The organism is Variovorax sp. OK605 (assembly GCF_900115445.1).
Taxonomy (GTDB): domain Bacteria; phylum Pseudomonadota; class Gammaproteobacteria; order Burkholderiales; family Burkholderiaceae_C; genus Variovorax.
Genome location: NZ_FOWL01000002.1, coordinates 213055 through 231231, shown reverse-complemented (window position 1 = coordinate 231231; position 18177 = coordinate 213055). Strand labels below are relative to the sequence as shown.

Genomic DNA, 18177 nt, shown 5'->3' with positions numbered 1-18177 from the left:
GCCCCGCCCGCGCCTTTTTCAAGAATGGACGCTCCATTCACGAACCCAGGCGCTCCCATGAACACCACCGCACACCGCCGCGGCGCGCTCGCCGCGATCTCCACGCTGTCGCTGTCCCTCGCCATCCCGCCGGGGCCGTCGCATGCCCAGGCGCATCAGCCCCGGCTGCTGAACGACCCCAACCGCTGCGTCGGCATGTGGGTGACACGAGACGGTCATATTCGCCACGAGCTGCTTGCCGGTGGCCGCTACGACGAAGCGCGCGGCACGCGCCAGAGCGCCTACCAGGGCCGCTACATGCTCACCGGCAACCACATCGACTACGTCGACGACACCGGCTTCACCGCCGACGGCGACTTTCGCGACGGCGTGCTGCACCACGCCGGCATGGTGCTCTACCGCGAAACCGAAAGCACTCACCCGCGCTGATTCGCGTTGATGCGCGCCGATCGGCAGCGCCGGCCGACCGCACCTTTTGCAGGATCAGGCAAAAACCCCGTTCGATCCGGATACCGCTTCGAGCCCCTGGCGCGAGACACTTCTTTCCATGCCCGGTGCACCCTCTTCTGTGTGCGCCCCACGGCAACCGACCAGCACGAGGAGTTTTCAAATGAGCGCAATCCAGGAAAAAGTCGTTCTCATCACCGGCGCGAGCAGCGGCATCGGCGAAGCGACCGCGCGGCTGCTTGCGCGGCGCGGTGCCAAGGTGGTGCTGGGTGCACGGCGCACCGACCGGCTCGCGGCGCTGGTGGCCGAGATCGAAGCCACCGGCGGCACCGCGAGCTTCCAGCGGCTCGACGTGACGCACCGCCCCGACATGGAGGCCTTTGCCGAGTTCGCCCTCGAGACGCACGAGCAGATCGACGTGCTGGTGAACGCCGCGGGGGTGATGCCGATGTCGCCGCTGTGGAACCGCAAGGTCGAGGAGTGGGAACTCATGATCGACGTGAACCTGCGCGGCGTGCTGCTCGGCATTGCGGCCGTGCTGCCGGCGATGCAGGAGCAGGGCTGGGGCCACATCGTGAACGTGGCGCCGGTGGCCATGCAGGGCGTGCTGCCGAGCTCGGCCGTGTACCACGGCACGCAGTACGCGGTGAACGCGATCTCCGAAGGCCTGCGCCAGGAGCATGCCGGCCGGCTGCACGTGACGGTGGTGAGCCCCGACGTGAACGGCCCGAGCGATCCGCTGGCCGAACGCATCGCGGCCAGCTACTGCCGCGAGCGCATGCGCACGAACCGCCGCCTCGCGATGCCGGTGGATGCGGTGGCCCGTTCGATCGCCGGGGCCATCGAGGGCTACGGCATCACAGCAGGCGCGGTGCGCCCGTCGCCCAGGCACCGGCCGCACCCCACCGAGTACGTTCAGTAGGTCTTGTAGGGCAGGAACTTGCCCGACAGCACCACGTTGACGCGGTCGCCCTTGGGGTCGGCCTGGCGCTGGATGTCCATGCTGAAGTCGATGGCGCTCATGATGCCGTCGCCGAACTCCTCATGGATCAGCTCCTTGATGGTGGTGCCGTACACGCTCACCACCTCGTACCAGCGGTAGATGAGCGGGTCGGTCGGCACGGGCGTGGGCAGCGAGCCCTTGTAGGGCACCACCTGCAGCCACTTCTGCTCCTCCGCCGTGAGGCCGAAGATCTTGCCGATGACCTTGGCCTGCTTGTCGTCGAGCGTCATCTGGCCCAGGCAGGCGGCGGTGGTCCACTCCTTGGAGAGGCCGACCTTCCTGGCCACGTCGGCCCACTGGATGCCCTTGCTCACCTTGACGGTGATGATCTTCTCGGTGACGTCGTTGCGGTTCATGCGGTCTCCTGTTGAAAGGGCTCAGCCAAGCAACTGCTGTGCCCATTCGGTGCGTGCCGCATGGCTCAGCCGCGCGCCCAGTGGAACTTGCGGCCGGCCTCCGCGATGGGCTGGTCGTTGATGCTCGCGAAGCGCCGCTGCATCAGGCCGTTCTCGGCGAACTCCCAGTTCTCGTTGCCATGGCTGCGGTACCACTGGCCCGCGTCGTCGTGCCACTCGTACTCGAAGCGCACCGCGATGCGGTTGTCCATGAACGCCCACAGCTCCTTCTTCAAGCGGTAGTCGAGCTCGCGCACCCACTTGCGCGACAGGAACTCGACCACCTGCTCGCGGCCGTTGACGAAGTCGGCGCGGTTGCGCCACTCGGTGTCGGGCGTGTAGGCCAGGCTCACGCGCACGGGGTCGCGCGAGTTCCAGGCGTCTTCGGCGGCCTGGACTTTCTTCAGGGCCGACTCGAGGGTGAAGGGCGGCAGCGGGGGACGGGATTCCATGAGGGTCTTTCGGTGAAGTGGGGAAACGGTGAAACGCCGGAGCAGTTCGGGGAATGCGCCGCAATGTGCCACATGTAGACAGGTCTGTCTACATGCCTACAATCGCGGCATGGACATCTCCACCCTGCCCGCGCGCGAGCGCATCCTGCTCACCGCGCACGACCTCTTCTATGCCGACGGCATTCGCGCCACCGGAGTCGACCGCGTGATTGCGGCATCGGGCGTCACCAAGGTCACGTTCTATCGGCACTTCCCGTCGAAGGACGACCTGGTGCGCGCCTTTCTCGAGCACCGCCACGGCCTGTGGATGGCGTGGTTCGTCGATGCGCTGGGACGGCGCGGCGCGCAGCAGCGCATCGGCGACGCGCAGGCGCTGCCGGTGCTGGCCGACGCCATGGCCGAGTGGTTCTCGGATCCGGTGTTTCGCGGCTGCGCGTTCATCAATTCAGTGGTCGAAGTGGGTGCGAGCGTGGCCGGCGCGAGCGACATCGCGCGCGAGCACAAGCGCGAGATGGTCGAGGTCATTGCCGGCCTGCTGCCGGAGCGGCTCGACGGATCGCGGCGCATGGCCATTGCGCAGGCGGCCGGGCTGGGCGTGGACGGTGCCATCGTCAAGGCGCAGATGGGCGGCGCGCAGGCGCAGGAGGCGGTGGACGACCTGCGCCGGCTGCTTCAGGCGCTGGGGGCGACGTTGTCGGCGTGAACAACGTCGGCGTCGTGGGTGGCTACTTCACCACCATCAGCGTGAACGGCCACACATAGGCCTGCAAGGTCACGTAGAAGCCCACCAGGCAGGCCAGCGCGATCGAGTGGAAGAACACGTAGCGAAGAATTTCGCCTTCGTGATTGAACCAGCGCGTGGCGGTGGAGGCCACCACGATCGACTGCGCATCGATCATCTTGCCCATCACGCCGCCCGAGCTGTTGGCCGCGCCCATGAGGTTGGGGCTCAGGCCGAGCTGGTCGGCCGCCACCTTCTGCATGCCGCCGAAGAGCACGTTCGATGCGGTGTCGGACCCCGTGAGCGCCACGCCCAGCCAGCCCATCAGCGTGCCGAAGAACGGATAGAACATGCCGGTGTTGGCAAAGGCCAGGCCCAGCGTGGTGTCCAGGCCCGAGTAGCGCGTGAGCGTGCCCAGCGCGAGCATCAGCATGATGGTGAGCAGCGAGAACTTCACCAGCCACAGCGTGCGGCCGTAGGCGGCCACGAGTTGCACCGGGTTGTACTTCATGACCAGCCCGCCCACGATGGCCGACAGCAGGATGCCGGTGCCCGTGGCCGAGAGCAGCAGCAGCTGGTACACCGCGCCCTCCTTCGTGGGCTTGGGCACCACCGGCGCCACTTTCTCGATCATGTTGTGCAGCCCGTCGATGGGGAAGCTCGGCGCGAAGATGCCGTTGAGCCAGGTCTTCACCGTGGGCAGGCCCCAGATGAACACGAACACGGTGAGGATGAGCCACGGCGTCCACGCGCGGATGACGGCGGCGCTCGGGTGCTTCGCGGGCGCGGTGGCCGGGCCGGCCTCGCCGCCGTCGGCCTCGTGCCCCTTGAGCGACACCGAGGTCCAGATCTTCTTCGGCTTCCACACGCGCAGGAACAGCACCAGGCACACCATCGACACGATGGCCGCGATGATGTCCACCAGCTCCGGCCCGATGAAGTTCGACACCAGGAACTGCGGAACGGCGAACGACACGCCCGTCACCAGAATGGCGGGCCACACCTCCATCATTCCCTTGCGCCCCGCGAAGGCCCAGATGAGCCAGAACGGCACCAGCAGCGAGAAGAACGGCAGCTGCCGCCCGATCATCGCGGTGACCGCCATGAGGTCGTAGCCGTGCACCTTGGCCAGCGTGATGACCGGCGTGCCCAGCGCGCCGAAGGCCACCGGCGCCGTGTTGGCGATGAGCGAGAGCCCCGAGGCCGCGAGCGGCGAGAAGCCCAGCCCGATGAGGATGGCCGCCGTGACCGCCACCGGCGTGCCGAAGCCCGCCGCCCCCTCGAAGAACGCACCGAACGCGAAGGCGATGAGCAACAGCTGCAGGCGCCGGTCTTCGGTGATGCCCGCGATGGAATCCTGCAGCACCTGGAAGCTGCCGTTCTGCTGCGTGAGCTGCTGCAGGAAGATGATGTTCAGCACGATCCAGCCGATGGGCAGCAAGCCGGTGATGCCCCCCAGGAAGGCCGCCTTGCCCGCCATGTCGGCCGGCATGCCGAAGGCGAACACCGCGATGGCCACCGCGCTCAGGAGGCCCAGCCCCGCCGCGTAGTGCGCCTTGACGTGAAGCAGCCCCAGAGACACCAGCATCACCACCACCGGTATCGCGGCCAGGGCCGTCGATACGATCATGTTGCCGAACGGGTTGTAAACCTGTTGCCAGACCATGCGCTTGTCTCCTCTTTGTTGGAATCTTTTTGAGCCGGTGACCCGAGGCAATGAGAGTCCGCCACGAGAGACCGAGAGCGTTCGATACCATCCTACCCCGCTACTTTCGCCAACAAAAGATGGTTTCTCCGCGTCTCCCCTCGACCCAGGGCCTGCAGGCCTTCGAGGCCGTCGCGCGGCTGCGCAGCGTGAACCTGGCCGCCGAGGAGCTCAGCGTGACGCCCAGCGCGGTGAGCCACCGCATCCGCCAGCTCGAGCTGCTGCTGGGCCTGAAGTTCTTCGCGGGCAGCGACTTCAGCCTGAGCGCCGACGGCATGGCCTACCTGGCCCGCGTGCGCGAAGCCATTGCGGCGCTGCAGCAAGTGCCCGGGCGCGAGCCCGCCTCGCAGGTGCGCCGGCTGCGCGTGGCCGTCACGCCCACCTTCTCGCGGCAGATGCTGCTGCCGCGGCTCGCGCGCTTTCGCGACGCCTACCCGAACATCGAGCTCATGCTGCAGGTGACCGCGCCGGTGCGCAACACCACGGTGGAAGAGGCCGACATCGAGCTGCGCTTCGGCACCGGGCCGTTTCACGACCGCGAGTCTTTCCAGCTGCTGGCCGACGAGGTCTCGCCGGTGTGCAGCCCGGCCTACCTGCGGCGCCACGGCCCGTTCGACGGCTTCGCCACCGACGCCGAGGTGTCGCGCGCGCAGTTGCTGCGCACGCCGCTGGAGTCGTGGCGCACCTGGTTCAAGGCCTGCGGCGTGGGCCTGCCAGAGCCGGCCACGGGCCACCAGTTCAACGACCTGGGACTGGCGCTCGACGCGGCGGCCGAAGACTTCGGCGTGGTGCTGATGCACCTGCGCCTGGGCAGCGCCTGGCTGGACAACGGCCGGCTGGTGCGGCTGTCGCCGCGCAGCGTGCCCTCGCCCAACGCCTACTTCCTGTGCTGGCGGCCGGGGGCCATGGAGCGATGGGAGTGCGCGACCTTCGTGGAGTGGCTGCGCGAGGCGCTGCGTGATTGACCGGGGACCGATAAGGGGCCGATGAGGGGCCGATCGGGGACCGGTCAGTGACCGGCCAGTCACCGATCGGCTGGACTGAATTTATTTCAGTTGCCGGCCAGGCTTTTTTCAGATGGCCGCCGAAGGTGCCTGCGGATAATGGCCGGTTCGCCCCCGCCTTCCCACCAAGACCAGCCAGGAGACAAGCCCGTGTCCGACCTTTCCAAGATCACCAGCATCGAAGACCTGCGGGTGATCGCCAAGCGCCGCGTGCCCAAGATGTTCTACGACTACGCCGACTCCGGCGCCTGGACCGAGGGTACCTACCGCGCCAACGAAAGCGACTTCCAGAAGATCAAGCTGCGCCAGCGCGTGGCCGTGAACATGGAAGGCCGCTCGCTGCGCACCACCATGGTCGGCCAGGAAACCGCCATGCCCGTGGCCATTGCGCCCACCGGCCTCACCGGCATGCAGCACGCCGACGGCGAGATCCTCGGCGCCCGCGCGGCCAAGGCCTTCGGCATTCCGTTCACGCTGTCCACCATGAGCATCTGCTCGCTGGAGGACATCGCCGAGAACACCGACCGCCACCCGTTCTGGTTCCAGCTGTACGTCATGAAGGACCGCGACTTCATCGAGCGCCTGATCGAACGCGCCAAGGCCGCCAACGTGACCGCGCTGCAGCTCACGCTCGACCTGCAGATTCTTGGCCAGCGCCACAAGGACATCAAGAACGGCCTCACCGCGCCGCCCAAGCCCACGCTGAAGAACCTCATCGACCTGGCCACCAAGCCGCGCTGGTGCATGGGCATGCTGGGCACCAAGCGCCGCACCTTCGGCAACATCGCGGGCCACGCCAAGGGTGTGAAGGACCTGTCGTCGCTGTCGTCGTGGACCGCCGAGCAGTTCGACCCCGCGCTGAGCTGGGCCGACGTGGAGTGGATCAAGAAGCTCTGGGGCGGCAAGCTCATCCTGAAGGGCGTGATGGACGTGGAAGACGCGCGCCTCGCGGCCTCCAGCGGCGCCGACGCGCTCATAGTGTCGAACCACGGCGGGCGCCAGCTCGACGGCGCGCCCTCTTCCATCGCGGCGCTGCCCGCCATCGTCGATGCCGTGGGCACCGAGATCGAGGTGTGGATGGACGGCGGCATCCGCAGCGGGCAGGACGTGCTCAAGGCCCGCGCACTGGGCGCGCGCGGCACGCTCATCGGCCGCAGCTTTCTGTACGGCCTGGGCGCCCACGGGCAAGAGGGCGTGACGCGCGCGCTGGAAATCATCCGCAAGGAACTCGACATCACCATGGCCTTCTGCGGCCGCACGCAGATCGACGAGGTCGACTCGAGCATCCTCCTTCCGGGCACCTTCTAAGGCCCCTTCGGAGGTAGGCTGATGCGGTGCCGGCTGACACGCCGCACCCTTGTGGCGGCGCAGAATGTTTTGGCAACAACAACATTGCCGCACGGCACAAGAAGGCACCATGAGCGCAGTCACGCCGACTTCGGGAGGCCCAGCGGCCTCCTCGTCCCTCACGCAGCCGGAGTCTGCGCCGCACTACACCGCCGAAGAAAAACGCCACCGCGTCTTCGCGATCATGGCGGCCTCGTCGGGCAACCTGGTCGAGTGGTTCGACTTCTACGTGTATGCGTTCTCGGCGCTGTACTTCGCGCCGGCCTTCTTCCCCAAGTCGGACCCCACCGCGCAGCTGCTGAACACCGCCGGCGTGTTCGCGGCGGGCTTTCTCATGCGGCCCATCGGCGGCTGGCTCTTCGGCCGCGTGGCCGACCGGCTCGGGCGCAAGACCTCGATGCTCATCTCGGTCACCATGATGTGCGGCGGCTCGCTGGTCATCGCCTTCTTGCCGACCTACGCGCAGATCGGCGCGTGGGCGCCCTTTCTGCTGCTGATGTGCCGCCTGTTCCAGGGCCTGTCGGTGGTCGGCGAATACGGCACCACCGCCACCTACATGAGCGAGGTGGCGCTGCGCGGCCAGCGCGGCTTCTTCTCGTCGTTCCAGTATGTGACGCTCATCGGCGGGCAGCTGCTCGCGGTGCTGGTCATCGTGGTGCTCGAACAGCTGCTGACCGAGTCCGAACTCAAGGCCTGGGGCTGGCGCATTCCGTTCGTCATCGGCGCCATCGCCGCCGTGGTGGCGCTGCTGCTGCGCCGCACGCTGCATGAGACCCAGACAGCAGAGGCCAAGGCCAACAAGGAAGCCGGCAGCATGGCCGGGCTCTTCAAGCACCACACGCCCGCCTTTCTGACTGTGCTGGGCTACACGGCCGGCGGCTCGCTGATCTTCTACACCTTCACCACCTACATGCAGAAGTACCTGGTGAACACCGTGCACCTGCCGATCAAGACCGCGAGCTACGTGATGACCGGCGCGCTGTTCGTCTACATGTGCATGCAGCCGGTGTTCGGTGCCTTGTCGGACCGCATCGGGCGGCGCAACAACATGCTGCTGTTCGGCGGCCTGGGGACGCTGGCCACCGTGCCCATCCTCACGGCCTTGCAGCACACCACCAGTCCCGTGCTGGCCTTCGTGCTCATCATCGTGGCGCTGGCCATCGTGAGCTTCTACACCTCGATCAGCGGCATCGTGAAGGCCGAGATGTTCCCGCCCGAAGTGCGCGCGCTGGGCGTGGGGCTGGCCTATGCCGTGGCCAATGCCATCTTCGGCGGCTCGGCGGAGTACGTGGCGCTGGGCCTGAAGTCGCTGGGGCACGAGTCGGCGTTCTTCTGGTACGTGAGCGCCATGATGGTCATCGCGTTCCTGGTCAGCCTGCGGCTGCCGCGCCAGGCCAGCTACCTGCATCACGACCACTGAGCGGGTTAAGCCCCTCTGTTCGGGCAATTCAAACGCCCGGGTGGCGGAGATACTTCCGGCCTCAAAGGATCGAGGCATGAAGTCAAAGCTGGAAAGCGCGGCGGTGTATGGCGCCGCCGTACTCATCTGCGGCACGTTGATCGGCATCTTCGCGGCCTACCCGCCCGTGACGCCCGGGGACTGGGCCGCCTGGGCGCAGGCCTTCGGCGCCATCGCCGCCATCGCGCTGGGGCTGTGGGCCGTGCAGCGGCAGCACCGGCTCGAGATACTGCGCCAGGTCGAAGCGACCGCCGCGGCGCGCCGTTCGCAGCACCAGAGCGCGCTGCTGCTGATCGACGCCGTCTACAAGATGGCGGAGAAGGTCAAGTCGCACGCCGACGAGAGCGCACTCGACCTGCTGCACCTTTCCCTCGAAGCCGAAGGCATCACGTCGGCATTGGCAACCGTCGACCATCTGCGCTTCGACACGCAGCGCGCGATCGACGCGCTGCTCGTGGCACAGGCTTCGTCGCGCAAGCTGCTGGCGCACCTGCAGCGGGCCTATGACCTGTCGCTCGATGGACGGGGGCACAAGTGGGCGCCGGTGAAGGAATTTGCCGAGCAGGTGAGTGCCGCGGTGAAGGGGCCGATGGAGGCGTATCGCGGGGAACTCGTGGGTGACGAGTAAGCAGCCACCGGCGCTTCATCAAGGCCGAACGCGTGAGTTCCGCGTGAGAACACGTTTCAATTTTTACCAACGCTGATTTCAGTGCTGACCATGTCCAATCTCCCCGCTTACGACCTTCTTGCGCTGAAGCAAATCCATGACTGGAAGCATCCATCGGTCGGATGGTTGGGCAAGAAGTTGCAGTTGCTCAACCGACCGTTGGACAAGGCGGGAGACTTCTTGCTCGATACACCGGGCGTGGGCACGGTCATCAAGAAGTCCGTTCAAGGACTGACCACCCTTTGCAACGATGCCGCTCAGTGGAGCGTTCGGCCAGAAGCCATCTTTGAAGAGTTTCGCAAGGCCGGACACGAGGGCGTCAAATCACATGCGGATATCGCCGATCTGCCTCTGAAAGATGTCGACAAGGTCGTCGGCTGGCTCGCGGCGAAGTACAAAGGCATCGCCGCCGCCGAAGGCGCGAGCGCGGGGGCAGCAGGTGCGGTGGGTCTGGTCGTCGATATCCCAGCGTTGATCGCACTCAATCTGCGCGCAGTGGGCGAATACGCGGCGTACTACGGGTTTGACACGACACGCCAGGAAGAACGGCTGTTTGCACTGAACACGCTGGGATTCGCTTCTTCGCCGACCGATGCATCCAAAGCCCTTGCAATGTCTCAGCTGGTCCGGCTGGCCCAGGACGTGGCAAAGAAAGTCACGTGGAATGAGTTGGAAAAGAACGTCTTCGTGAAGCTGGTCCAGGAGATCGCCAAAGCACTCGGCATCCGTTTGACCAAAGCGAAACTTGCCCAGGCCATTCCCGTGGTCGGTGCCGCGGTCGGCGGCGGTTTCAATGCGTACTTCACTTCAAAGGTATGTGACGCGGCATACCAGCTCTACCGCGAACGCTTCCTCGCCCAGAAGCACGGCGCCAATGTCATCGATGCGGCGGTGAAGCCGGCGGAAACATTCGATGCCGAGTTCCCCGACGTGGATCTGAAAAAAGCAGCGTAGCCGCACCGTGCCGCCGGCAAATCGGCCGTAACGAAAGCAGGCGTGTGGAATTGGTGAAAGAGCCGCTCCATTTCATGAAGCGCTCAAACCAAAAGGCCAAACCAAAGGCCGCACGGCCAACCATTGGGCGCTGCTTATTCAGTCCCCAACCGCTGCGCCACTTCCACTTTCCCCAGCCCCCGCACGGAAGCCAGGCTTTCCAATTGCGCGGCCCTCGGCCGCGCCTTGCCCTGCTCCCAGTGGTAGATCGTCTGCCCCGACACGCCCACCAGCTTGCCGTAAGACGCCGCGGAAATACCCAACTTGGTGCGGTGCGAAGCCAGACGGCCCGCGCTGAAGCGTCGCTTCGTTTCACCGTCGCCCGATTCGTCGGATGCGCTCGAGGCACGTGCACTGCGGGCGCTGCCCTTGGCCACGTTGCGCAGTTCCTTTTCCAGCGCGCTCACCTGACGGCGCAATGCCGCGATGGCCGTGCGGTGGTGCACGGAGGCTTTCTTGAGGGTTTCGATTTCAGCGCGGACTTCCTTGCGGGCGACACGCGAGATTTCAGACTTAAGGATTGACGCAATGTTTGGCATGCCGGCATTGTGCCCAGCAAATGTAAACATCCGAAAAGAATACTGAATTGCCCCGCCATCAAATTTGAATCTTTTGATTACAAAGAGGCCATGCATTTCGCGCGCGAGCCTTCTTGCAAGCCCGCGCGCGAACTGTCGACGATGGGCTGCGCGGCTCAGTCGGCGTACACGCCGGCCGCCTTGATGATCGGCGTCCACTTGGCGATTTCGTCGATCACGAACTTCTTGTGGCCCGCGGGTTCGATGCGGCCGTCGGTGGCCACCACGGCGCCGAGCAGTTCCTCGCGGTGAATGAAGTCCGGGTCTTTGAGCGCCGCCTTCATGGCGTCGTTCAGCTTCTTCAGCACCGGCGCGGGCGTGCCCTTGGGCGCATAGAGGCCGTGCCAGATCGTCACCTGGAAGTTCTTCAGCCCTGCTTCGTCGAGCGTAGGCAGGTCCTTCAGCATCGGCAGCGCGAGCCGCTTGGGCGTGGTCACTGCAAAGGCCTTCACCTTGCCGGCCTGGATCTGCGGCGTGGTGTTGGTGGTCTGGTCGCACAGCAAGTCGATCTGCCCGCCGATCAGGTCGGTGATGGCGGGCGCCGTGCCCTTGTAGGGCACGGGCGTCATCTCGGTTTTGGTGGCGCTCTGGTACAGCAGGCCGCACAGGTGCGAGGCCGAGCCCACGCCCGCATTGCCGATGTTGATCTTGCCCTTGTTGGCGGCGATCCAGCCGGCCAGTTCCTTGTAGTTGCTGGCGGGAATGCCGGGCTTGGAGATGAGCGTCATGGGCACGTCGTTGACGATGCCCAGGTACTCGAAGTCGGTCTCGACCTTGAACGGCACGTTGCGCACCAGGCTGGGCACGGTGGCCATCGCGATGTGGTTCAGCAGCAGCGTGTAGCCGTCGGGTGCGGCGCGCGCCACCTTGGCCGCGCCGATGGAGCTGCCCGCGCCGGGCACGTTGTCGATGATGACGGTGTTGCCGCCCAGCGGCTTGCGCAGCGCCTCGGCCAGGTCGCGCGCCACGCGGTCGGTCGGGCCGCCGGCCGCGAACGGCACGACGATGGTGACGGGCTTGCTGCCCGGGAAGTCCTGGGCCTGCGCGCAGGCGGCGCCCATGGCTGCAGCGGCGACGGCTGCGAGGGCGAACAGTTTCTTCATGGAGTCTCCGTAATTTTCCGTAGGGTTGAAGGCAGGATGGAATCAGGGTGCGCGCGAAGGCACGCGGGTTTCGAGTGCGGGCGGCTGCCACCCGGGCTTGATGTGGCAGCCGTTCTTGCCGTCGGTGTCGAAGCGCGGCATCAGCGCCTTGCAGCGTTGCGCGAGGCCTTCGGGCGTGGGCTTCTCGCCCTTGTCGACCCAGTCGAGCAGCGAGGCAAAGAGCGCGGGGTATTCCGAATCGCTCAGATAGCTGTGCTCGTGTTCGGTGCTGAAGCTCTGCACCAGCAGCTCGCCGGTGCCGGCCGCGTCGCGGATGCGGCGGTAGGAGTTCTCGAGCTCGACGAAGGCCGTCGGGTCGTCGATGGCGTGCAGGCCCACGGTGGGCAGCGCGGTGCGGCCGGTGGGCTGGCTGTCTGCGGCGAGGGCGCCCTTGGCCTGCGGGTCGGCCGCGTAGCGCGCCACGCCGGCATTGAGTGCCGCATCGTCGGCCGAGCCGGCATACACCACGCCGATGTTGCCGAAGGGGTTGCGCCCGCCCAGGCGCTTCTGCACGAGGTCCTGGAACAGCCAGGTCGCCCAGCCGAGGTGGCCGAGCAGCGAGCGCTCCTGGATCTTCACGACCGACAGGATGGTCTTCAGGCGGGCCGCCTGCTCGGGCGTGCGCTGCGCGGCGGGCAGGCCGACGCCGGTGCATTCCTTGACGCGCGCGGCGAGCTCGGCGCGCGAGAGCTTCGCATCGAGCGGCAGGCCCATCCACAGCGGGTACTGCGGCTCGTCGGGGCGCGGATGGTTGTGGCAGACGTACTGGTAGACCACGCGCAGGTCGAGCCGGAAGTCGTAGGCGCTGTTGCCGCCGCCGAGCACGCCGCTGGTGAGCATGAGGCCGTCGTACGGGCTCTTTGCACCGCCCGCGGGGGCGTACAGCTCGGCCGCCTTCGCCGCCACGCCCGCGCCGTAGCTCTGCCCGTGCAGCAGCGTGCGCCGCGGCTGGCCGAAGTAGCGCACGAAGACCTGGCGCAGGCGCTCGGTGTCTTCCGCGGCCATGGTCACGCCGTAGCCGCCGCGGCGGTAGGTGGAACCGGCCCAGGCGTAGCCGGCCTTCACGGTCACGGCCCAGCGCTTCAGGTCTTCCTCGCTGCGCTCGAGCTTGGGCGGGCCGCTCTCGGGGCCGCCGTGGGCGTGCATGACGAGCACACCCTTGCCATCCCTGGACCAGTCCTTCGGAATGGCGATCCAGTAGAGCGCGCCGCTGCCGTCTTCACCGGTGTAGCAGCGCGCGGCCTCGGGCACGGGGGACGGGCAGGTCGCGGGCTTCGGCGCGGTGGCCGGTGCGGCGTGCGCGGACAACATCGGCGCCGCGCTGAGCAAGGCGAATACGGCAAGGTGCGAAAGGTGCGAAAGGTGTGAAAGTGGTTTTTTCAATGACGTACTCCGAATTCGAGCGCTGCGTTCGCTCCTTGGGGTGCTGTGGAAACGAACACAAGAACGCCGCGGTTGAAAATCAGTTCGCCGGGTCGACCCGCATCGGCCTGCGCCACCGCGTCCAGCGGCTGTGCCTTGTAGCTCAAGGCTGCGGTCGCATCGCCCAGGTAGAACGTCTTGCCCGAGACGATGGCATCGTGGTTCTCCCCGTTCGCGCTCAGCATCGCGTAGCTGCCGTCGGACGAGCCTGGCACAAAGCGCAGCGGGGCCAGGACACGCAGGCCCTTGACCATCTCCGTGCCGGCGACCGGGGTGAAGGCCTTGGGTATCAGGTGCAGCGGCACTGCGGCATCGTTGACCATCCCGATCACCATCGAGCCGCTGAGCGTGCCGCCGACCGTATCGGCCTTGTCGGTCGCCGGCGTGGTGAAGACGTCGAACGACCTGCGGGTGGTGTTGTAGGTGATGTAGCCCTTCTCTGCGGGCTTGCATGCAGCGTCGTAGGCCATGAAGCCGCCGTTCTTCTCATCGGCGCAGTACTGGAAGGTGCCCACGTCGCGCAGCTTGCCCGTCGACCTGTAGCTGGTCGCGCCCTTGTCGCGCTGCAGCACCCCCGCCGCATTGAATGAGTCCGCAGCTTTCGCGACATCGCTCGGCAATTTCCCCGCCTCGAGTTCGTCACCGAGCGTTTTCTCGAAAGCCAGCAGCGGCGTGAAGCGTCCGTTGCCCGGCACGTTCACGCCGCCCGACAGCACGCCGCCGGCCCCGAAGGTGAAGATCGCGCCGTTCTCCGCGCTCGTGTAGCTGCAACTGCCCTCCTCGACCAGCGAACCCGTGCGCGGTGCGCGGGCCGTGCCGCCCACGGTGGCGACGAAGGTCACGGCATAGGTCATGGTGGCCCGGTCGATCTGCACGCGCAGCTCCTCGCCCAGGGCGTTGCCGCCCTTGTAGGTCGCCACGGACGCGGGCAGGTTGCTGCAGACCGGGTCGCCGCAGCTGTAGTTGACGATCGCATCCTGGCTGCCGCGGCCGCGGTATCGGGGCCACGACGGGAACCGGCACAGCGGCCGCGAGCGCCCCGCGGTGGCGACCACCGCATCGACCGCCGTGCCGGTCTCCGGCGCAAGGCCGCCGTCGACCCAGCCTTCGAGCGCCGCGAGAGAATCCCAGCCGGGGATGAAGGTGCCGGTGCCATGGCCCATGCCGGGCACGGTGTAGAAGCGCACGTTCTTGTCGACCGCGGCCTGGCCGAGCGTGGCAATGAGCTGCTTGTAGTAGTCGATGGTCGAGTTCGGGCTGATCACTTCGTCGGCCAGCCCGTGCAGCAGGATGAGCCGGCCGCCGTGCGCGAAGAACGGCGCGAGGTTCGGGTTGGTCGCGTCGGTGAGGTTCGAGAGCTCCGTCACCCGCGCGGCATAGCTGCCGAGGTTCAGCGGATCGAAGGTCAGCGTGTCGAACGTCGCGATGCGCGTGACGAAGTACTTCACCCACTGGTCGCCTGTGACGTACATGTTGGCGTCGTCCAGGGTGGCGGGGTTGCCCGGCGTCTTGCGATCGCCGAGGTTGCGCGGTTCCTTCTCCAGGTCGACGGCCGGCGGGGCCACGAGCGTGCCCTCGAGGATGTTGTAGCCGCCCGCGCGCTTCACGCCGTTGGCGAGCGAATAGGTGGTGAAGTCCAGCGGCGATTCGATCGTTCGCAGGGTGTTCAGTTGCGCCTCCGACAGGCAGGTGTCGGCCTTTTTACCGGTCATGGCAATGCCGCCAGGGCAGCGCAGCGACTCCAGGATCTGCTGGTTGAGCTGGCGGCATTTCTCGACGTTGCTCACGATGTTGTCGACCACGCCGTCGAGCTTGTCGCAGGCCTCCTTCACCCTTGCCTGCACCAGCAGGGTCTTGGGCACGTTCAGCCAGCCCTTGCCCTCGTCGGCGTAGAGCGCGCGCCCCACCGCCACGTTCGACAGGCGGGTGCCGGTGTAGTTGAGCGCGGGCTCGTTGGCGATCACGCCGTCGTAGTCCAGTGGCCAGCGCTGGATGTAGCTGAGCGCATCGCGCCCGCCGGTGGAGGTGCCGAGAAAGTAGGCGTGCTTGGGCTTGACCGCATAGCGCGCGAACACCAGTGCCTGCGCCACGTCGCGCGTCTTCTTGAGCGACTGGCCGGCGTAGTTGGCGAGCTGCTCGTCGTTGGCCGCGAACTTGGCGTCGGTGATGCCGGACTTGTGGCCCGAGTCGCTGCCATAGGTGGCGTAGCCCAGCGCGAGCGGCGCGGGCTGGTCGGCGGGGCCGAAGCGGACCACTTCGGTGCCGTCGATCAGCTTCCCGTTGAAGCCGCCGCCGCCGAAGTGGATGGTCTTCCGGTTCCATTTTTCGGGCAGGTTGAGCGCGAATGCGATGGCCTGGGCAGAAGGGTCGACCGGCTGGATGGTGCCGCGCACGCGGCAGTAGTTGCCCAGCAGGTTGCCGGGCTCGCCCGCGGTCACGGGCGTGGCGCTGACGACGGTGGCGCCCTGCGTGGGCAGGCTGATCAGCGAAGCCGGCAGGTTCCTGCCCGCGAGAGCGGCGCAGGGGACGACGGGTTGCACGGTGTCGTCGACCGGGGTGTCGAGCACCTTGTCGGGCGAGTTGCCGCTGCCGGAAGGCGTGGCCGACAGGAAGACGGCTCCTCCTTCCCCTACGCCGCCGCTGCCACCGCCCCCGCCACAGGCGGCCAGGACCATTGGAATGCCGAGCGCCATGCCGAACCAGCGGCAGGCGCGAACCATCGATGCAGGGCGCGGTGTGCGCATGGGTTTGTCTCCTTGATGCGGCCTCGATGGGCCGCTTTTTCCAATGGGCGGGCGGACGATAGATTCACGAGTGACTTCGGGTCAAATAAAATAAAGCGGCACTTTCGATATAAAAAACATATGAGAGACAGATGGACATCCGTGCACTGAGGTACTTCGCCGCGGTGGCCGAAACCGGCCATATGACGCGTGCCGCGGAGCAGCTGGGCATCCAGCAGCCGCCGCTGAGCCTGCAGATCAAGGCGCTGGAGCGCGAACTGGGCACGCTGCTGTTTCGCCGCCATCCGCGCGGCGTGGCGCTCACCGACGCGGGCCGGCTGTTCCAGGTGGAGGCGCTGCGCATGCTGCAGGACATGGACGCCATGAAGCAGCGCATGGCGCGCGTGGCCAACGGGCAGGCCGGCACGCTGGCGGTGGGCTTCACCAGCTCGGCCGCGGCGCACCGCTTCATGCCCGAGGCGCTGCGCGCGTTCCGCCGCGCCTATCCCGCCGTGGAGCTGCAGCTGCGCGAGGACAATGCCGCCGAGCTCACCGAGGCGCTGTCGGCGGGCCGCCTGCATTGCGGGCTGCTGCGCGTGCCGGTGGCGCGGCCCGAGGGGCTGGTGTTCGAGACGCTGCTGCGCGAACCGGTGTGGGCGGCCATGCCCAGCGACCATCGCCTTGCCGCGTCCTTCGGCCAGCGGGGCAAGGCCTCGCGCCCGTTGCCGCTGGCGAAGCTGTGCGAGGAAGGCATCATCCTCGTGCGGCGCCCGGGCGCGCCCGGCCTCTATGCCGACCTGCTCGCGCTGTGCCACGCCAAGGGCCTGCGCCCGCGCGTGGTGGCCGAAGTCGATCGCATGATGACCAACCTGAACCTCGTGGCCGCGGGTGTCGGCCTGTCGGTGGTGCCGGCCTCCATGACCGGCGTGCACGCGCACGCCATCGCCTATGCGCGGCTGGCCGACGGCGGGCAGCTCGACGCGCCGCTCACGCTGGTGTCGCGCGCGGAAGAAGACAACCTGCCCGCGCAACACTTCGCCACATTGCTGCGCCAATTGGCCGCCCAGAATCCCGCGTCATGAGATTGCCCGGGCGTCGCCACTTCATCCGGCTTGCCGGCGGCGCGCTGGCGGCCGCGTGCGCGGCGCCGCGCCTGCTGCGGGCTGCGCACGCATCCACATCCACACCCACATCGGCCGACGGGCTTTGGCCGAACCGGCCGCTGCGTCTCCTGGTGGTGTACCCGCCCGGCGGCGTGAGCGACGGCATGGCGCGCGTGCTGGCCGAGCCGCTGGCGCAGTCGCTGGGCGTGCCGGTGCTGATCGAGAACCGGCCGGGCGCGGGCGGCAGCCTGGGCATGGACGCGCTCTCGCGCTCGGCGCCCGACGGCCATACGCTGGCTTTCTCGGCCATCAGCCCGCTCACGCTGCACCCGCTGATTGCGCGCGTGTCCTACGACCCGCTGCGCGCCGTGGTGCCCGTGGCCAGCGTGATGCGCACGCCGGTGCTGGTGGTGGGCACGCCGGCCTTCACCGGGCGCGGCTTCGGCGAGCTGATCGCGCAGGCGCGCCGGGAGCCGGGCGCGGTGCGCTGGGCCACCTCGGGCGTGGCCACCATCGGCCACATGGTGCTGGCGCAGGTGCGCATGCAAAGCCGCACCGGCATCACGCACATTCCCTACCAGGGCGGCGGTCCGCAGGTCAACGACGCGCTGAGCGGGCAGTTCGAGGTGCTGTCGACCAACGTGGCGGCGCAACAGCTGCAGTACATCGAGGGCGGGCGCCTGCAGGCGCTGGCGGTGGGCGCGCGCACACGCATCGAGGCGCTACCGGCGGTGCCCACGCTGGCGGAACTGGGCTTCGAGAAGGCCAACCGCGATTCGCTCTTCGGCTTCTTCGCGCCGGCCCGCACGCCGGCGGCGGTGGTGCAGCGCCTCAACGCGGAGATCAACCGCGTGCTGGCCGGCGACACGGTGCGCGCGCGCCTGCGCGAGGCCTACAACCTGCCGGCCGGCGGCAGCACCGAAGACTTCGCGCGCGAGATCGCGGCCGACCGGCGGCGCAACCGTGAACTGGTGGCGGGCGACCGGTCGCAGTTCGACTGACCGGCCGTTGCGCGT

At 67.4% G+C, this 18177-nt stretch carries 17 protein-coding genes; 10 read left to right on the top strand and 7 right to left on the bottom strand.

Annotation, left to right across the window (positions count from 1 at the left end):
• The first annotated feature begins 57 nt into the window (after window positions 1–57).
• Window positions 58–429, top strand: a complete 372-nt coding sequence (locus tag BM013_RS05455) for an Atu4866 domain-containing protein (protein ID WP_093123842.1) — start codon at window positions 58–60, stop codon at window positions 427–429.
• A gap of 181 nt (window positions 430–610) precedes the next feature.
• Window positions 611–1369, top strand: coding sequence for an SDR family oxidoreductase (locus BM013_RS05450; protein ID WP_093123840.1), 759 nt, complete (start codon window positions 611–613; stop codon window positions 1367–1369).
• On the opposite strand, the gene cynS is transcribed toward BM013_RS05450, so the two are convergent.
• Window positions 1363–1806, bottom strand: a complete 444-nt coding sequence (gene cynS / locus BM013_RS05445) for a cyanase (RefSeq protein ID WP_093123838.1) — start codon at window positions 1804–1806, stop codon at window positions 1363–1365. The two genes, BM013_RS05450 and cynS, sit on opposite strands and share 7 nt — an antisense overlap.
• A gap of 65 nt (window positions 1807–1871) precedes the next feature.
• A complete protein-coding gene (locus BM013_RS05440) occupies window positions 1872–2297 on the bottom strand; it encodes a nuclear transport factor 2 family protein (protein WP_093123835.1) in 426 nt (141 codons plus the stop codon).
• 109 nt (window positions 2298–2406) lie between these two features.
• On the opposite strand from BM013_RS05440, the gene BM013_RS05435 reads away from it, so the two are divergent.
• Window positions 2407–3000 (top strand): TetR/AcrR family transcriptional regulator, encoded by a 594-nt coding sequence (locus BM013_RS05435; protein WP_093123832.1) that lies wholly within the window; start codon window positions 2407–2409, stop codon window positions 2998–3000.
• A 22-nt stretch (window positions 3001–3022) separates the two neighbouring features.
• On the opposite strand, the gene BM013_RS05430 is transcribed toward BM013_RS05435, so the two are convergent.
• Window positions 3023–4684 (bottom strand): L-lactate permease, encoded by a 1662-nt coding sequence (locus BM013_RS05430; protein WP_093123830.1) that lies wholly within the window; start codon window positions 4682–4684, stop codon window positions 3023–3025.
• Between the two features lie 119 nt (window positions 4685–4803).
• On the opposite strand from BM013_RS05430, the gene BM013_RS05425 reads away from it, so the two are divergent.
• The 5 genes from BM013_RS05425 to BM013_RS05405 all read left to right on the top strand — a co-directional run bounded on the left by BM013_RS05425 (window position 4804) and on the right by BM013_RS05405 (window position 10154).
• Window positions 4804–5688, top strand: coding sequence for a LysR substrate-binding domain-containing protein (locus tag BM013_RS05425; protein WP_093123828.1), 885 nt, complete (start codon window positions 4804–4806; stop codon window positions 5686–5688).
• Window positions 5689–5877: 189 nt separating this feature from the next.
• Entirely contained in the window at window positions 5878–7035 is a 1158-nt protein-coding gene (locus BM013_RS05420; RefSeq protein WP_093123825.1) for an alpha-hydroxy acid oxidase, read from the top strand.
• 109 nt (window positions 7036–7144) lie between these two features.
• Window positions 7145–8494 carry an MFS family transporter gene (locus BM013_RS05415; protein ID WP_093123822.1) on the top strand — a complete coding sequence of 450 codons (1350 nt, stop codon included), beginning with the start codon at window positions 7145–7147 and terminating at the stop codon, window positions 8492–8494.
• Between the two features lie 76 nt (window positions 8495–8570).
• Complete coding sequence (locus BM013_RS05410) at window positions 8571–9161, top strand: hypothetical protein (RefSeq protein WP_093123820.1); 591 nt, start codon at window positions 8571–8573, stop codon at window positions 9159–9161.
• Between the two features lie 90 nt (window positions 9162–9251).
• Window positions 9252–10154 carry an EcsC family protein gene (locus tag BM013_RS05405; RefSeq protein ID WP_093125156.1) on the top strand — a complete coding sequence of 301 codons (903 nt, stop codon included), beginning with the start codon at window positions 9252–9254 and terminating at the stop codon, window positions 10152–10154.
• Window positions 10155–10288: 134 nt separating this feature from the next.
• Here the strand turns inward: BM013_RS05405 and BM013_RS05400 are convergent, their stop codons facing one another.
• The 4 genes from BM013_RS05400 to BM013_RS05385 all read right to left on the bottom strand — a co-directional run bounded on the left by BM013_RS05400 (window position 10289) and on the right by BM013_RS05385 (window position 16079).
• Entirely contained in the window at window positions 10289–10732 is a 444-nt protein-coding gene (locus BM013_RS05400) for a helix-turn-helix domain-containing protein (RefSeq protein WP_093125154.1), read from the bottom strand.
• Between the two features lie 155 nt (window positions 10733–10887).
• Window positions 10888–11874, bottom strand: coding sequence for a tripartite tricarboxylate transporter substrate-binding protein (locus BM013_RS05395; protein WP_093123818.1), 987 nt, complete (start codon window positions 11872–11874; stop codon window positions 10888–10890).
• Between the two features lie 42 nt (window positions 11875–11916).
• A complete protein-coding gene (locus BM013_RS05390) occupies window positions 11917–13224 on the bottom strand; it encodes an alpha/beta hydrolase (RefSeq protein ID WP_256221398.1) in 1308 nt (435 codons plus the stop codon).
• 68 nt (window positions 13225–13292) lie between these two features.
• Window positions 13293–16079: a tannase/feruloyl esterase family alpha/beta hydrolase gene (locus tag BM013_RS05385; protein WP_093123812.1), complete on the bottom strand. Its 2787-nt coding sequence runs from the start codon at window positions 16077–16079 to the stop codon at window positions 13293–13295.
• Window positions 16080–16210: 131 nt separating this feature from the next.
• On the opposite strand from BM013_RS05385, the gene BM013_RS05380 reads away from it, so the two are divergent.
• Both BM013_RS05380 and BM013_RS05375 read left to right on the top strand, forming a co-directional pair.
• Window positions 16211–17140 (top strand): LysR substrate-binding domain-containing protein, encoded by a 930-nt coding sequence (locus BM013_RS05380; protein ID WP_093123810.1) that lies wholly within the window; start codon window positions 16211–16213, stop codon window positions 17138–17140.
• On the top strand, window positions 17137–18162 hold the full coding sequence (locus tag BM013_RS05375) for a Bug family tripartite tricarboxylate transporter substrate binding protein (RefSeq protein WP_093123807.1): 1026 nt from the start codon (window positions 17137–17139) through the stop codon (window positions 18160–18162). The genes BM013_RS05380 and BM013_RS05375 overlap by 4 nt, the downstream gene beginning before the upstream one ends.
• Window positions 18163–18177 lie beyond the last annotated feature (15 nt).

Bases quoted from the DNA above. Each gene is read 5' to 3' on its own strand.
- BM013_RS05455 (WP_093123842.1), top strand. From the start codon at position 58: ATGAACACCACCGCACACCGCCGCGGCGCGCTCGCCGCGATCTCCACG.
- BM013_RS05450 (WP_093123840.1), top strand. From the start codon at position 611: ATGAGCGCAATCCAGGAAAAAGTCGTTCTCATCACCGGCGCGAGCAGC.
- cynS (WP_093123838.1), bottom strand. From the start codon at position 1,806: ATGAACCGCAACGACGTCACCGAGAAGATCATCACCGTCAAGGTGAGC.
- BM013_RS05440 (WP_093123835.1), bottom strand. From the start codon at position 2,297: ATGGAATCCCGTCCCCCGCTGCCGCCCTTCACCCTCGAGTCGGCCCTG.
- BM013_RS05435 (WP_093123832.1), top strand. From the start codon at position 2,407: ATGGACATCTCCACCCTGCCCGCGCGCGAGCGCATCCTGCTCACCGCG.
- BM013_RS05430 (WP_093123830.1), bottom strand. From the start codon at position 4,684: ATGGTCTGGCAACAGGTTTACAACCCGTTCGGCAACATGATCGTATCG.
- BM013_RS05425 (WP_093123828.1), top strand. From the start codon at position 4,804: ATGGTTTCTCCGCGTCTCCCCTCGACCCAGGGCCTGCAGGCCTTCGAG.
- BM013_RS05415 (WP_093123822.1), top strand. From the start codon at position 7,145: ATGAGCGCAGTCACGCCGACTTCGGGAGGCCCAGCGGCCTCCTCGTCC.
- BM013_RS05410 (WP_093123820.1), top strand. From the start codon at position 8,571: ATGAAGTCAAAGCTGGAAAGCGCGGCGGTGTATGGCGCCGCCGTACTC.
- BM013_RS05405 (WP_093125156.1), top strand. From the start codon at position 9,252: ATGTCCAATCTCCCCGCTTACGACCTTCTTGCGCTGAAGCAAATCCAT.
- BM013_RS05400 (WP_093125154.1), bottom strand. From the start codon at position 10,732: ATGCCAAACATTGCGTCAATCCTTAAGTCTGAAATCTCGCGTGTCGCC.
- BM013_RS05395 (WP_093123818.1), bottom strand. From the start codon at position 11,874: ATGAAGAAACTGTTCGCCCTCGCAGCCGTCGCCGCTGCAGCCATGGGC.
- BM013_RS05390 (WP_256221398.1), bottom strand. From the start codon at position 13,224: ATGTTGTCCGCGCACGCCGCACCGGCCACCGCGCCGAAGCCCGCGACC.
- BM013_RS05385 (WP_093123812.1), bottom strand. From the start codon at position 16,079: ATGCGCACACCGCGCCCTGCATCGATGGTTCGCGCCTGCCGCTGGTTC.
- BM013_RS05380 (WP_093123810.1), top strand. From the start codon at position 16,211: ATGGACATCCGTGCACTGAGGTACTTCGCCGCGGTGGCCGAAACCGGC.
- BM013_RS05375 (WP_093123807.1), top strand. From the start codon at position 17,137: ATGAGATTGCCCGGGCGTCGCCACTTCATCCGGCTTGCCGGCGGCGCG.